Origin of the sequence: Chitinivorax tropicus, from assembly GCF_014202905.1 — a bacterium.
GTDB lineage: Bacteria > Pseudomonadota > Gammaproteobacteria > Burkholderiales > SCOH01 > Chitinivorax > Chitinivorax tropicus.
Genome location: NZ_JACHHY010000007.1, coordinates 21,870 through 35,978 on the forward strand (window position 1 = coordinate 21,870; position 14,109 = coordinate 35,978).

Annotated in this window: 11 protein-coding genes; 8 read left to right on the top strand and 3 right to left on the bottom strand. The window is 56.0% G+C overall.

The features are described from left to right. Nucleotides 1–405 precede the first annotated feature (405 nt). The 3 genes from HNQ59_RS06750 to HNQ59_RS06760 all read left to right on the top strand — a co-directional run bounded on the left by HNQ59_RS06750 (nucleotide 406) and on the right by HNQ59_RS06760 (nucleotide 6,012). Nucleotides 406–2,364 (top strand): M4 family metallopeptidase, encoded by a 1,959-nt coding sequence (locus HNQ59_RS06750; protein WP_184036888.1) that lies wholly within the window; start codon nucleotides 406–408, stop codon nucleotides 2,362–2,364. 90 nt (nucleotides 2,365–2,454) lie between these two features. Next, nucleotides 2,455–4,221 carry a M12 family metallopeptidase gene (locus tag HNQ59_RS06755; RefSeq protein WP_184036891.1) on the top strand — a complete coding sequence of 589 codons (1,767 nt, stop codon included), beginning with the start codon at nucleotides 2,455–2,457 and terminating at the stop codon, nucleotides 4,219–4,221. A 456-nt stretch (nucleotides 4,222–4,677) separates the two neighbouring features. Next, nucleotides 4,678–6,012 (top strand): peptidoglycan DD-metalloendopeptidase family protein, encoded by a 1,335-nt coding sequence (locus HNQ59_RS06760; RefSeq protein ID WP_184036894.1) that lies wholly within the window; start codon nucleotides 4,678–4,680, stop codon nucleotides 6,010–6,012. Between the two features lie 136 nt (nucleotides 6,013–6,148). Here the strand turns inward: HNQ59_RS06760 and HNQ59_RS06765 are convergent, their stop codons facing one another. Continuing rightward, the gene (locus HNQ59_RS06765) at nucleotides 6,149–7,417 is read right to left on the bottom strand and encodes a YihY family inner membrane protein (protein WP_184036897.1); all 1,269 of its coding nucleotides are present in this window, start codon (nucleotides 7,415–7,417) and stop codon (nucleotides 6,149–6,151) included. A 61-nt stretch (nucleotides 7,418–7,478) separates the two neighbouring features. Between HNQ59_RS06765 and wrbA the strand changes: the two genes are divergently transcribed. Together wrbA and HNQ59_RS06775 are read left to right on the top strand one after the other, a co-directional pair. Continuing rightward, the gene (wrbA, locus tag HNQ59_RS06770) at nucleotides 7,479–8,072 is read left to right on the top strand and encodes an NAD(P)H:quinone oxidoreductase (RefSeq protein WP_184037216.1); all 594 of its coding nucleotides are present in this window, start codon (nucleotides 7,479–7,481) and stop codon (nucleotides 8,070–8,072) included. Then, the gene (locus HNQ59_RS06775) at nucleotides 8,069–8,434 is read left to right on the top strand and encodes a DUF2069 domain-containing protein (protein WP_184036900.1); all 366 of its coding nucleotides are present in this window, start codon (nucleotides 8,069–8,071) and stop codon (nucleotides 8,432–8,434) included. Before wrbA ends, HNQ59_RS06775 begins: the two co-directional genes overlap by 4 nt. A gap of 63 nt (nucleotides 8,435–8,497) precedes the next feature. Here the strand turns inward: HNQ59_RS06775 and HNQ59_RS06780 are convergent, their stop codons facing one another. After that, complete coding sequence (locus HNQ59_RS06780) at nucleotides 8,498–9,703, bottom strand: PEP-CTERM sorting domain-containing protein (RefSeq protein ID WP_184036903.1); 1,206 nt, start codon at nucleotides 9,701–9,703, stop codon at nucleotides 8,498–8,500. A 499-nt stretch (nucleotides 9,704–10,202) separates the two neighbouring features. On the opposite strand from HNQ59_RS06780, the gene HNQ59_RS06785 reads away from it, so the two are divergent. The 3 genes from HNQ59_RS06785 (at nucleotide 10,203) to HNQ59_RS06795 (ending at nucleotide 12,979) form a co-directional block, all read left to right on the top strand. Next, nucleotides 10,203–10,781 carry an isochorismatase family protein gene (locus HNQ59_RS06785; protein ID WP_184036906.1) on the top strand — a complete coding sequence of 193 codons (579 nt, stop codon included), beginning with the start codon at nucleotides 10,203–10,205 and terminating at the stop codon, nucleotides 10,779–10,781. A 294-nt stretch (nucleotides 10,782–11,075) separates the two neighbouring features. Beyond that, on the top strand, nucleotides 11,076–11,984 hold the full coding sequence (locus tag HNQ59_RS06790; RefSeq protein ID WP_184036909.1) for an EamA family transporter: 909 nt from the start codon (nucleotides 11,076–11,078) through the stop codon (nucleotides 11,982–11,984). A gap of 26 nt (nucleotides 11,985–12,010) precedes the next feature. Then, on the top strand, nucleotides 12,011–12,979 hold the full coding sequence (locus tag HNQ59_RS06795; protein WP_184036912.1) for a GlxA family transcriptional regulator: 969 nt from the start codon (nucleotides 12,011–12,013) through the stop codon (nucleotides 12,977–12,979). Between the two features lie 70 nt (nucleotides 12,980–13,049). Here HNQ59_RS06795 and HNQ59_RS06800 read toward each other — a convergent pair whose 3' ends face one another. Next, nucleotides 13,050–14,075 carry a CobW family GTP-binding protein gene (locus tag HNQ59_RS06800; protein WP_184036915.1) on the bottom strand — a complete coding sequence of 342 codons (1,026 nt, stop codon included), beginning with the start codon at nucleotides 14,073–14,075 and terminating at the stop codon, nucleotides 13,050–13,052. Between the last annotated feature and the right edge of the window lie 34 nt (nucleotides 14,076–14,109).

The window sequence follows — 14,109 nt, forward strand, 5'->3', positions numbered from 1 at the left end:
CTGACAAGCGGACAAACGGTCATTTTCGATATCAATGGTCAATTATATTGGGCGAAGCGATTTCGAATTGGCCCGATCGATATGGTAGTCACATGTGATTTTCATTAACTAAAGCGTTTTCTTTTTCGGTAAAAACGTCTTTAACTTTTTGAAAATAATTGTTTTTTTTGAGATGCGAGGGGGGTGTTGCATCACTTTGACTTATCGCATGTGCAGCTTCGCATGTATTGCTCGTGTGGCACCGAAAAACGGCCATGTCATTGGCAGAAAGTGAACGCCGTAAATTTGACGAACGGAGGAAACTTCTGGAGGGTGGGTGAGGTGATGTCATATTGACACGTAGGAAAGCAGCATGATCAAATCAACCCCGCTTTATGACAATTAAATAGTTCAAAGGGGCGCTGCATGTTACAAGTAACTACCAAACGAATCATTAAGTTATCAACTTGTGCAGTATTGGTCGCCGGGGCAATGCAAGCCATGGCGGCTACGCGCGTTGATCTGGGCTCCCAATCCTTGGCTGCTGCAGATCTGCCACAGCTGGGCGCAGACCTGCGTCCGGTGACATCCATCAACGTTGCGAATGGTGCAACCAAGGTCAAGTACCAGCAATATTACAACGGCATCCGTGTCTATGGCGAGCACGCTCCGGTAGGGGTGCAGCAACGTGGTGCACAGGGAATGCAGGCTGACTCAGTCGCCTCATTTGTGGCTGGTACCTATGTATCTGATATTGAAAGTGATCTGCCCAATGCCCGTCCGACGCTGTCAAAAGACGATGCGCTGAAGATTGCGCGCAGCCGTGCTCTGTTCGGCAGCCCGGTCAAGCAAGGGCAGGGCGAGAAAGCTGAGTTGCTGATTCGCCTGGATGATGCTGGCCGCGCTCAGCTGTTCTACCTGACTTCCCTGTATGTAGGTGGGCCGCGTCCGACTCAACCTGTGTTCATGATCGATGCAATGAGTGGTCGTATCCTCAAGCAATGGGAAGGTTTGGCCCGTCGCGATGCAGTCGGCCCCGGTGGCAATGAGCGTACTGGCCGTTACGAATTTGGCCGTGACCGCAAGGCGATGAAGGTGGCTGAAGACTGCCGTTTCGAAACCGACAATGTGGTGACGGTCGATCTGCAACACTCTCAGGATACACGCAATACCACTCCATTCCGCCCTGCGGACTGCCCTGCATCCGGCCCGGTTCGTAATGAATACAAGGCGATCAACGGTGCATATTCGCCTATCAATGATGCTCATTATAGCGGTGGCGTGGTGTTCGATATGTACCAGGACTGGTTCCAACGCCGCCCGCTCAATGGCAAGTTGATCCTGCAAGTGCATTTTGACAAGGATCACGAAAATGCATACTGGGGCAATGGCCGGATGCAGTTCGGTGATGGTGCTTCGCGCATGCATCCGCTGACCTCGCTTGGCGTGATTGCGCATGAAGTGAGCCATGGCTTTACCGAACAGAACTCTGGCTTGGAGTATTCCGGGCAGTCGGGTGGGATGAACGAGGCATTCTCGGACATCGCATCACAAGGCGCTGAGTTCTACAGCAACGGTCAAGCCAGCTTCCAGATCGGCCATGACATTTTCAAGGCGCGTGGCGAGGCAATGCGCTACATGGATGAGCCCGAGAAGGATGGCCGGTCGATTGGTCATGCCAGCAAGTATCGCGATAACATGAATGTGCACTTCACCAGCGGCGTGTACAACAAGGCATACTATCTGTTGGCTCACAAGCCGGGTTGGGATGCACGTAAGGCATTCGAGGTCTTCGTTGTTGCCAACATGATGTACTGGCGTTCAAACAGCACCTTCAACGATGGCGCGTGCGGTGTGATCCGTGCAGCGGATGACAAAGGGCGTAACCGCAATGACGTGATTGACGCATTCAGCCAGGTAGGTGTGACATGCGCCAACGTGCCACCGACACCCACCCCGACGCCGACACCTACTCCGACGCCGACACCTACTCCAACACCGACACCGACACCGACACCCACCCCAACGCCGACACCTACTCCAACACCCACACCGACACCAACAGGTGATGTGCTGAAGAATGGTATTGCTGTCACCGGCATTGAGGCATCTGCAAACACCAAGAAGCAGTTCACGATCGACGTGCCAGCAGGCGCTCGGTTCCTCGCTGTGCGTACAGGTAGTGGGACGGGTGATACGGATCTTTACGTCAAACATGGCAGCGTGCCCAGCACTGGCCGTAACAGTGATGCGGATGGCATGTCAGGTGGCGAAACCAACGCCGAGTACGTACTGATCAACAATCCCAAGGCCGGCAAGTATTACGTGCTGTTGCACGCATACTCCGATATCAAGAATGTTTCGGTCATCGGCGCGGTTCGCTGATCCAGATATTTCCAAGGTGGCCATCTCAATGATGGCCATGAGTCAATCGCCCTGGGTAGGGCGAGCATGCAACGGATAGGAATGAAACATATGCAAAGCTTCAAAAAAACTTATTTGGCAGGCGTAATCGGGTTTGCATTGGCTGGTTTGGCTTATGCAGGGGCCGCAGATGAATTGGGCATCAACACAGGCCGTAGCGCCCAAGGCAAACAGGCATCGGTCACGCTGCAAAGTGGTGAAGTCGTCAAGTACGTCATCATTGATGGCTACGCCGTTGCTGGCGACATGGTGTTGGGCCGCCATGATGAGATCCAGGCCAAGCGTGAATTGCGCGAATTTGCCGGTAACTGGCAGCGCCCGGTGGTTGAGCTCAAAAAGGGTCAGCAAAGCGACAATCATGCAGCCCAGTCCACCCGCTGGCCGAACAACACCGTGTACTATGCCTTCGCGTCAGGTTTGTCTCAGCGGACACGCGATGCAGCTTTGGCAGGTATGAAGCTGATCACGAATCGCACAGCAATCAAGTTCGTAGAGCGCACTAACGAGCGTAACTACGTAGAGTTTTTCCAAGGCGGCGGTTGCTATTCATCAGTTGGTATGGTGGGTGGTAAACAACAGATTTCGCTGGGCTCAGGTTGTGAACATGCTGGTATCGCAGCGCACGAAATGCTGCATGCGCTGGGATGGCACCACGAGCAGATGCGCCCTGACCGCGACAATTATGTCACGATCCACCTGAACAACATCTCCTCTGGCATGCAACACAACTTTGACAAGTTGCGCGCTTCTCAAGGGGATTCAGCAGGTTCCTACGACTTCAAGTCGATCATGCACTACAACGCGTATGCCTTCTCCAACAATGGTCAGCCAACCATTACACCGAAAGACACCAGCATTCCGCTTTCGGGGCTGGGCCAACGCCAAGCATTGAGTGATGGTGACGCCGCATCGGTAAACAAGTTCTACCCTGGCGCGGTTACCCCGACCGACCTGCAGATGACGTTGAGTGCGGCTGAGTTGCGTCTGGATGAAAACACCAAGGGTGAGCTGGTGTTGGATGTTGCTGGCTCTGCAGAGGATCTGCGCACCCTCAGCTTCCGCGTCAAGACTGACAATGCGTCTGTGATCGCCCCCAGCGGCGTACGCGTTGAGGATGCGGCCTCCGGCAATCAGCGTAGTGTGGTCATCGTTCCTCAGGCCAATGCTTCTGGCGTGGTGAATGTCACGATCGCAGCCAGAGCCCAGAGCGGTAAGCAGGCCGTGGTGAATCTGAAGGTAACAGTGGTTGATGATCCAACCACCCCAACACCTACTCCGACACCAACACCTACTCCGACACCAACGCCTACTCCGACGCCAACGCCTACTCCAACGCCTACTCCCACACCTACGCCTACTCCGACCCCTGCAGGCAAGTGTGACACCCAGTTGAGCGTGAGTGGCGAAGTGTCCATCAGCAACAAGCTGAGCGGAAGCAATCTGGTGCCGGCTGGTGATGCATCGTTGGCACCCATGATCGTGTGGAATGATGGCAACGCAACCCGCTGGAATCTGCAGCGCAATAACGATGGCTTCTACTTCATCGTATCCAAGGCCAGCGGCCTGGTGCTGGATCTGAACGGCTCCACACGCAATAAGGTAGGCGGCTCATCCATCCTGTTCACTCGCCATGGCGGAGTCAACCAGCAATGGTGCCCGGTTGCAACGGGTGATGGCTCCTATCAGCTGGTGTCCCGCTTTAGCGGCTCCCCACTGGGTATCGCGGCTGCGGACGATGGCACGCACGTGCTGCAGTTCGCCAAGGGCGCAACTGGTGATGGTCTGAAGTGGGTTTTCACCCCTCGCAGATCTCGCTGATCAGGTGAGGTTAGGCTGGCATGACATCCATTGATTGAAATGCAATGGCTGCCATTGCCAGCCTTCTGGGTCACCGGATTCTGCTGACATGGTTTTGTAGGCTCACGCTGTCTTTTTGCAGATCATATGCCATTGATCGTGATGTGATTGTTCTGCATGTCGTCTGGGTGCTGAATCATGCCAGCAGAGTCTGGTTACCTAATGGGCTGTTGTCCTGACATGCGTCGGGGTGGCAACCCTTTGCCAGTGAATCAAATACGCCGCGTCATATTCTGTCCTGGGCCTTGACTGAATCAACATCAGAGGGCCATTTCCTATTGAGATGCAGGTGAAGGGCGATGCGGGCGGTTGGGTCATTGGCGAATGAACACTGCTGCTGTTTGTTTTCTGTTTGGTCTGACGATTCAACGCGCTGGAAAAATCGGCAGATATCACGGTATTTCAGGAGATTCCATCATGAGTCGAATTCCACGCATGCCATTGTTGGCCATGTTATTGGGTTGTGCGCTGCCAGTCATGTCAGGTCAGCTTCAAGCGAAACTGGTGAGCGACACCAAGTTGATTCAAGCCGCCAATCAGGCCTTTTCTGGGCAAACCCAGGGTCTGCTCGCCAATGCCGTCGCTACAGGCGAAACCATTGTCGAAGTGAATAAGCAAGATGCGCGTGGCGAATGGATGATGGGGTCGGTCACCGCCATCATCAGCCACCGTGCGCATCAGGCGCCCAAGTCGCTGTTCTTCATTGCGCACAAAACGGACGCAGGCTGGCGTCTGGGCATGGAAGGTTCGCCTGAATATGCCGCCCTGGTGGAAGAAGCGCCCGATGAGCTGCTTGCGGAAGATGAGAAGCGCAGCTTGACCGCCTCGGATGACCAGGGTTTTGCTACCGATACCGGTCTGGCCTTGCCCTGGCGGGAAGGTGATGCTTGGGTTATGGGTGGTGGGCCGCACGGCAATTCGGGTAGTAGCCGCCCATTCAACTCGATTGATTTCAATGGTCGTGATGGCCGTGTATTGGCACCTGCATCAGGCCGTTTTTACAAGAGCTGTGTCCGCAATGGTAGTGCGTTGGTCAAAATCGTTCACGACAATGGCTACACCACGACTTACTATCACATGACCAATCTGGCCAATCTCGCTGATGGCACACAGATTACGAAAGGTACCTATCTTGGGCAGATCGATGTACAGCTGCCATGCGGTGGGGCAGCCAGTGGTCCTCATGTGCATTTCTCGTTGCTGAAGGATGGGAAAGACATTGCGGTGGATGGAATGACCATCGGCGGTTGGACTTTTACCGAGGGTAGCCAACCCTATGGCGGTTTTGCTCGGCATGGAACTCAACAGGTCAACGCGGGGCGAGGGTCTTTGACCAACTTCGGCACGGGTACGACACCTACTCCGACGCCTACCCCCACGCCAACACCAACGCCAACGCCAACGCCTACCCCCACACCGACACCCACACCTGATGTGGTTCTGAGTAGCGGTAAGGTGGTGACAGGTATCGCAACAGGGACGAACACAGAAAAGCATTACACCATCGAAGTGCCAAAGGGTGCGAAATTCCTGGCAGTACGTACAGGCAGTGGTACTGGTGATGCAGATCTGTACGTGAAGTTTGGCAGCGTACCGAGCAAAGGGCGAAACAGCGATGCTGATGGTAAATCCACTGGTGAAACCAGCGCGGAGTATGTATTGATCAAAAACCCCAAAGCTGGCGAGTATCATGTCCTGGTACATGCATACAGTGCTATCAGCGGTGTTTCATTGCTGGCGGTCAGTCGGTGATTGGATGGGTGACCCCTACCGTATCAGTGCCGCTGGGTAAGGTTGCGTGATGGGGGATTCAGCCTGATTGGTCAAGCAAAAGGGGATGGTGACATCCCCTTTTGTTCATCTACCCGGATCGAAAGCGCATTGCAGATTAAGGTGTGGCCAGGTCAGGCTGTCCGCCATACAGCTGGTTATACAAGGTCTGAATATCGACCATCAAAGCCTGATCCATCATATTGATGCTGGAGGATAGGTAGTCCGCCAGCTGCCGCTCCTGTGGGTGCATCCGATCCAGTTTGAGTGGGGACATCACAAACAAGTGGTATAGCTCTGCCAACGTGATCTGTGATGGCGATCGCCGTAATAGCCAGCCATTCTGTTCGGTTTTTTCAATCAGCCGGGCCTGCGTCAGACGATGCAGCAAAGTAGACAAGTGATCCATGCCGCATTGGAGCTTTCTCTGCAATTGCCAGGCCGTAGGTGTTTCGCCGCTTTGTTGGCTTTCGCACAGCAACACCAAGACCCGTGCCGCATCAAAAAAGCTCCGTCCTGTCTCGGGCTTACGTCGCCAAGCGTGCGCCTCCCAGTAGGACAAACAGGCAGACAGCACCGCCCCGAACAGAATGATGGCCCACATCACATACAACCACATCAAGAAGATCGGGAAGCTTGCAAAAGCACCATATACAATGTTGTAGCTACCCATGCCCTTGATATAAATACCAAATCCACGCTTGGCGAATTCAAACAACACGGCGGCGGCGATACCCGCCATCAATGCGTGCTTACGGGGCACTTGGCAGTTGGGCACGACGTAGTACATCAACGAAAAAGCCAGCGTGGCCAATATCCACTGTGACCCATTCAGCAGCAACATTTCCGCGAATGGCAACTCCTTTGCGTAGTCCACCGACCGGGCCAGCACCGAGGAGGTCAGGCTCAGGCTGGCTCCCACCATGATCGGCCCCAAGGTCAAGGCGGCCCAGTACAGGACGATACGCCGGAACAGTGGCCGCGCGGTGCTGACATGCCAGATGGCATTGAATGCGCGCTCGATGGTCAGGATCATCATCAGTGCGGTCACCGCGAGCGAGATGATGCCCACCGCCGTCAATTTGGTGGCGTTGTCCGAAAACTGCCGCATATAGACCGAGATGACTTTGCCGGCAGAGGTCGGCACCAGATTGGTCAGCAAAAAGATCTTGAATTGATTGCTGAAGTCCTCGAATACGGGGAAGGCCGAGAAAATCATCAACACAATTGTCAGAAAGGGCACCAGCGCCAGCAAGGTGGTAAAGGTCAGGCTGCCAGCGGCCTGCAGACATTGATCCTGCTGAAACCGCTGCCACACAAAGCGCAGAAAGCTGGCTGGCGCATGCAGCGGAGTTTTACGGGCATGGGAGATCAGGTTGAGCAGCATGGGGGCCTGGAAAGATGGATCAGTGCCGTATAATACCGCATCCCAAACCTTGTCCATCGCTATGCACGATATTCTAGTGTTGTATTACAGCCATCACGGCGCCGTCAAACAATTGGCCCAGCACATTGCGCGCGGGGTAGAGAGCGTGCCGGGTTGCCGCGCCCGTCTCCGCACCGTGCCTAAAGTCTCAACAGTATGCGAAGCTACGGCACCCGCCATCCCAGATACGGGCGCTCCCTATGTCGAGCCGGTGGATCTGGTCGAGTGTGTGGCTGTCGCAGTCGGCAGCCCTACACGGTTTGGCAATATGGCTGCCCCGATGAAGTATTTTTGGGATGGCACCGCCAGCGAATGGAGCAAAGGCACGCTGGTGGGTAAACCTGCATGTGTGTTCACCAGCACCGCATCGATGCATGGCGGTAACGAAGCCACCCTGTTGAGCATGATGCTACCGCTCTTGCATCATGGCATGCTGCTGCTGGGTGTGCCATTCACCGAGGCGGCGTTGAGCATCACCCAGGCGGGCGGCACCCCTTATGGTGCCAGCCATGTTGCTGGCTTGACTGGCGATCAGCCTGTTTCCGATCACGAAAAACAACTTTGCATGGCATTGGGCAAACGCCTGGCCGAAACCGCGCTGAAACTCCAATCATGAATCCGACCCGCCTGTTGCATCTAGGGGCTGTCAGCAGCCTGACCGCACTGATCTTTCTTTGCCTGGCCTGGGAGCTTTGGCTGGTGCCGCTGCGGCCTGGCGGCTCGTGGTTGGTGTTGAAGGTGGTCTTCTTGTTGTTTCCACTGTTTGGCATCTTGCGTGGCAAGGTCTACACCTTCCAGTGGTCAAGCATGTTCATCCTGATCTATTTCACTGAAGGCATCGTCAGAGGCTGGTCTGACATGGGGCTTTCACAAGTGCTGGCCTGGGCCGAGATCGGCCTGTCCTGCTTGTTCTATGTATGCGTGATCTACTTTGCGCGTAATGAGAAGCGGCGATTGGCCGGGTTGCCTATGCCCTGACCGGAAAAAAAGAGCCCATGCATCCCGCCGGTACGCATGGGCCATGGCCTGCCAGCTAAATCACTACGCCAGCAGTCTCGTCGCCTGAATACGACGGATTTGCCAACTCAAAGCCAGTAAGCCCAGTGCGATCAATGCCGCAGAGTGTGGCTCTGGCACATCTTCTGGTGGCGGTGGCGGCAATATGCCGCGAGCCATGAACAGTTGTTCATAACCATTGTCGATCATCTGCGCATTGGTGCAGCGCTGAGCAAATTCGCTGTTGCAGCCCATCCTGAAATCGATGCTGAGTACATCGTATCCCGTGCCGCCGCCTGAGCCGCCGTTCCACCACTTGTTCAATTGCGAATCCAGCTCGGGCGAGAACACCGCATAGGCAGCCTGATTGGCACCCAGATTGTGGTTGATGGTCTCGGCCACACTGGGGTCGCTGCAATCGACAACCACACCGGTCGCGGTCAGGCAGACATTGCCACCGGAGATCACGAAATCAGACAGTGATGGGGTGCTGCCGACAGGGCCGATTGGGTAGGAATTATCTGTTGCCGGTCGGCTATAGAGCGCTGGGTCTTTGTCCGGGCCACTCACGATGCCGCCTGTGCTGCCGATCACGCCACCACTCAAGCAGACGTTGCCGGCAGGGCAGTTGTTGGCGAAGGTGAAATACTGGGTGGGGAGATTGCCATCGGTATCCCGCAACGAAATCTGTGCCCAGGCAAGCAGGCTTTGAAATGCGCCGCCCCCACTATTGATTTCATTGTTATTGAACATCAGCACCATCGAGTTCAACAAACCGGCACTGCCGCCGAGATACCCTGTCAGCGAGGCAAGCGTTGCATTCCAAGTGGTGTTTTGATCAGCAGCACCGGCCAGCCCGCCTGACCCCGTGGGATGTAGGCTTGTTTGCCCGGTGCTGAAATAGGGTAGGCCACCATTGCCACTGGGCGTGGCATAGGCGTCGTTCATCCCCGCAAAGTTGGTGTTGACGCCGCTGCCGCTGGCTCCGGTTGCAACCACAACGTCATTCTGAATGGCACCCGGTGTGGAGGTGACATAGAACGGATTGCCCGGGCCGACACCACCGCCGTTGAGTTGATCATATTGCCATGCCAGTATGGGCAAGGAGTAAGAGTAGAAATCACCATACAGGACAGCGCTGGTTGAAGCAGAGGGCAGCGTGATGGTGGTCGCTTGTACACTGGGGCTGAAATAACATGCAGCGATGGTCAGGGTGGCCAACAACCGTAGCTTCGGTACTTGAGTGGACATGATTTCCTCCTATCCAGTGGTAACTGATATATGGAATAGCATATTTGATGCCAAGATTAAATTTCCTTTTATTTCAATTATTTATATTTTGTTTGTTTAATGTAATGTATGGAATGTAAGATATTCTGACGTTGATATATGACTGAATTGGGCCTGTATGTGCGGGTTTTCATGGGGAGCGGCAAGCTGAGCGACAGGTGAATCGGCGCGGATGAAAGCTCAGCGTGTTGTGAGAGCATGAGTGGTGGTCTGTTGGGAAGAGGGGAGTAGGTGATTTGGCCATGTAAGGTTTCCCGACACCACCTGTCAGGAGGGTGGGGAATGCATATCTATATGATGTGAAATTAATTTTTGGTAAGGTGAATGGTGTGGGGCGACCGCCTGTTGGCGCTGGCCAGTATTGGCTGGATTTGTCCGCAAGTCGTCCGGATGAGGCATTGGGCAGTTGTTTGGGTGTGCTTAAACTGCATGCATCTTTCACCGTGCTGGAGCACCCGCCATGTCTCAGAACACCGCTTTGTTGGTCATCGACGTTCAACAATCATTTCTACACCGCCCCTATTTTCGTGAGGCGGCCATGCACCCTTACCAGGAAAGGCAATTAGCCTTGATTGCTGCTGCAGAGGCGGCAGGGGTGCCGATCGTGCATATCTTTCATTCCGATGAGTCAGAGCCTGGTGGGCCGTTTTCGCGCTCGTCAGGTCTGGTCAAGGCCATGGCTTGGTTGCCCGACAATGCGGCGGTGACCTTCGAAAAACACGTGCACAATGCCTTCACTGACACCCAGCTGGGTGCCTGGCTGACCGGGCGCGGTATCCACCACTTGGTCATCAGCGGCCTGCGAACGGAGCAGTGCTGTGAAACGACCGCCCGTGTCGCGTCGGATATGGGCTACGAGGTAAGCTATGTCACCGAGGCCACTGGGACGTTCCCGATGACGCATCCTGTGTCGGGCCGTGAATTCAGCGTGGATGAAATCCAGGAAAAAACCGAGCTGGTGCTGGCCAATCGCTTTGCCAACATCCGCACGGTCGAGGACATGGCTGCTGCTTGGCGCCAAGTGGCCGTGGCGGGTTGAATAAAATCCGTTGCCACGGCAACCCTGAGGCGGGCTGGGCGCTATAGGCTGCCAGCCCACGCCTGCATAGGTATTTGTACGTTCGAATGCACTTTCTGTGTATCCTGTACAGAGGCTGTGTGGGGTGGCCAGCGCCGGAGCTGTGGGGCGAGCTGGTGGCACACCTGTCCCGCCGGTAGATTGTTCGATACCCGATCTCCATCAAGTGGCGGTCGATTTGGGGGCGGCCAGGTCGCCCATCCGCAGGGTATCGGCTGATATTTGACCACCTGCAGCAAACCTGACGGAGCCGTCATGCCAATTCGTGATATCGCACTGGCCCTGATCATCGTGACGATCTGGGGCTTCAATTTTGTTGTGATCAAATGGGGCCTGCATGGCGTGCCGCCGTTGCTGCTCTGCGCTTTACGCTTTCTGGCCGTGGTGTTCCCGGCGATTTTTCTGGTGAAACGACCCAAAGTACCCTGGCAGGACGTGGCCTTATACGGCGTGACCTGGGCGGTGGTGCAGTTCGGGTTCCTGTTTTCAGCTTTGCATGTTGGCATGCCAGCGGGCTTGGCCTCAGTGGTGTTGCAGTGTCAGGCATTCTTTACGCTGTTGTTTGCCGCAGTCTGGGTCAATGAGCGCTGGCGGCCCAGCCAATTGCTGGGTTTACTGGTGGCGACTGGCGGGCTGTGGCTGATCGGCAGTGCACATGGGCAGGCCATGTCGTTGATGGGCTTTGTGCTCACCATCTGCGGGGCGGCTGGCTGGGGGCTGAGCAATGTGGTGGTGCGGCGGATGACGCAACGTGTCGCCAATGTCGATATGCTGGGCTTCGTGGTGTGGGCATCGCTGCTGCCCATGCTGGTGTTCACGGCGCTGTCCTTGGCGTTGGAGGGGGTCGGGCCGGTGATGCATGCGTTGACGAATCTGGACGGTACCTCGATCTTCTCTGTGTTGTACTTGGCCTATGCGGCCACCGTGGTGGGCTATGGCCTGTGGACGGGCCTCCTCAAGCGCCACCCGGCCAATTCGGTTGCACCATTCAGCCTGCTGGTACCATGGGTGGGCTTGTTGTCCGCCTCGCTGTTGCTGGATGAGCAGCTCAACCCCCAGCAATGGGCCGGTAGCCTGTTGCTGATGAGCGGTTTGATCATGAATGTGTTTGGCAGTCGCGTCATGACATGGATGCGAGCAAAATTGAACTGGGGAGTGGAGTGATCGGTCCATCCTGATCGGCTTATGTCATGACTCCACGGCATCTCTATTTCATCTTGACCCCACGCTTTGCGCTGCTGGATTTCGCCGGGCCAGCGGAAGCATTCCGTATTGCCAATGGATTTGGTGCCCGGTTTGTGACCCATATCGCCGCGCCGGTCGTCAGCCTACAGTGCTCCATCGGGTTGCGTCATGATGGCCTATCGCCGCTGCCTGAGCCGCTGTCTTGCGAAAATAGCTTGGTCATCCTGACCGGCACGACTTGCTCGGCCATCGACTACCAGCAGCCAGAGGCTCAGCAAGTCGTGGATTGGCTCAAGCGGGTCGTGACACCGGAGCATTGCCTGGCGACGGTGTGCTCTGCTACCCAACTGGCGGCCCGGGCGGGCTTGCTGGATGGGCGCGTCTGCACTACCCACCATAGTGTGGTGGATCGGCTGCGGATGTTAGCGCCCACCGCCAAAGTGCTGGAGGATCGCGTATTCGTTGAGGATGGCCCAATTGCGACCGCCGCTGGCATCACGGCAGGTATCGACCTGGCGCTCTATCTGATCGAGCGCCACGCCGGGGCGGCCATTGCCCAGCAAACCGCCCGCGAGATGGTGGTATACATGCGGCGAAGCGGCCAAGACCCGCAGCTGTCGCCGTATCTAGCCCATCGCAATCACCTGCACCCAGTGATCCACAAAGCACAGGACCTGATCAGCCAGGACCCGGCTCACCCCTGGCAGTTGGAAAGCCTGGCTAAGGCAGTCAATGTCAGCGCACGCAATCTGACGCGATTGTTCAAAGAGCACACCGGGGTGACCGTGAACGATTACCAACTGTCCATTCGCCTGGCGCACGCCCGCAGCTTGTTGGAGAGCACCCGACAGCCCATCGAGCGGGTTGCCGAGCTGGCGGGTTTCGGCTCTGCCCGAGACTTCCGCCGGGCCTGGTCACGCCTGCACCCGGAAAGCCCGTTGATGTATCGGCGGTCGCTGGATGGTGCCAAGTAGCCAGCCAGGCTGAAGCCAGGGAGACACCCGGCATGGCAAGGCCGCCTGTGTATGCCCGCAGTACCCGACGTTAGGCCAAGCATTCCTGAAACCGCGCCCGTAGCTCATCGTGGGGCAACGACCGTCCGATCAGTACGATGTCGGTCGTTGGCGGGGTGTCGCCCCAGGGGCGGCCATAGTCAAAACCGGCAATCTGATGTACGCCCTGGAACACCAGCCTGCGTGGCTCATCGGCAATCGCAATCACGCCTTTGTGGCGCAATAGGTCTTCTCCATGAATCTGCATCAAGGCAGTCATGAATGCACTGATACGTTGCATGTCCACCGGGCCCCGGTGATGCAGATGAAGCGCTGCAATGTCGTCACCAAATGAGCGGTTGGCCGATATCCCTATCGATGATGACGTCGGGCCAGGGCTGTAGATGCGGGCTTGGCTGGGGGCGGGTTTATCCAGTAGGTCCTCATCCAGGTGAAAGCCACGGACATTGAACAATAGATCGAGTGACACAGCGCCCTGATCGAGTTGGAATTGCGGGGCATGTGAGTTCATGAGGCGCAGCCGTTCGCTCAGGGTGGCGACCTGCTCGGCAGGCACCAGATCGGTTTTGGAGAGCAGCAGGCGATCGGCAAACCCGATCTGTTTCCGCACGACCGGGTGTGTATCCAGTTGCATCGGGCCATGCAGGCAATCGACAACCGTGATGACGGCATCCAGGGTGTAGGCGTCTGCCAGCTCCTGGGCAGCGAAGAATGTCTGTGAGATCGGAGATGGATCGGCCAATCCTGTGGTTTCGATCACGACCCGGTCGAATTTCAATTCTCCCAACATCTGCCGCTCGTGTAAGGAACGCAGGTGGTGGGCCAGATCACCACGGATGGTGCAGCACAGGCAGCCATTGGTCATTTCGATGACTTCGCTGGCCTCTTGAATCAACAATTGGCTATCGATATTGACTGGGCCAAACTCGTTTTCGATCACGGCAATCCGCATGCCATGTTGGCCACGGAGAATATGGTTCAGCAGGGTGGTTTTTCCTGCGCCCAGAAAGCCTGTGAGTAAGGTAACGGGGGTTTGGGTCAGTGGGTTGGGGCTCATGATGTCAAACTTGCTTGGCAATGGTTCAAAAGCA

What these genes read in the sequence shown, in the direction of transcription:
- HNQ59_RS06750 (WP_184036888.1), top strand. Translation starts at nt 406, where the DNA reads ATGTTACAAGTAACTACCAAACGAATCATTAAGTTATCAACTTGTGCA.
- HNQ59_RS06755 (WP_184036891.1), top strand. Translation starts at nt 2,455, where the DNA reads ATGCAAAGCTTCAAAAAAACTTATTTGGCAGGCGTAATCGGGTTTGCA.
- HNQ59_RS06760 (WP_184036894.1), top strand. Translation starts at nt 4,678, where the DNA reads ATGAGTCGAATTCCACGCATGCCATTGTTGGCCATGTTATTGGGTTGT.
- HNQ59_RS06765 (WP_184036897.1), bottom strand. Translation starts at nt 7,417, where the DNA reads ATGCTGCTCAACCTGATCTCCCATGCCCGTAAAACTCCGCTGCATGCG.
- wrbA (WP_184037216.1), top strand. Translation starts at nt 7,479, where the DNA reads ATGCACGATATTCTAGTGTTGTATTACAGCCATCACGGCGCCGTCAAA.
- HNQ59_RS06775 (WP_184036900.1), top strand. Translation starts at nt 8,069, where the DNA reads ATGAATCCGACCCGCCTGTTGCATCTAGGGGCTGTCAGCAGCCTGACC.
- HNQ59_RS06780 (WP_184036903.1), bottom strand. Translation starts at nt 9,703, where the DNA reads ATGTCCACTCAAGTACCGAAGCTACGGTTGTTGGCCACCCTGACCATC.
- HNQ59_RS06785 (WP_184036906.1), top strand. Translation starts at nt 10,203, where the DNA reads ATGTCTCAGAACACCGCTTTGTTGGTCATCGACGTTCAACAATCATTT.
- HNQ59_RS06790 (WP_184036909.1), top strand. Translation starts at nt 11,076, where the DNA reads ATGCCAATTCGTGATATCGCACTGGCCCTGATCATCGTGACGATCTGG.
- HNQ59_RS06795 (WP_184036912.1), top strand. Translation starts at nt 12,011, where the DNA reads ATGACTCCACGGCATCTCTATTTCATCTTGACCCCACGCTTTGCGCTG.
- HNQ59_RS06800 (WP_184036915.1), bottom strand. Translation starts at nt 14,075, where the DNA reads ATGAGCCCCAACCCACTGACCCAAACCCCCGTTACCTTACTCACAGGC.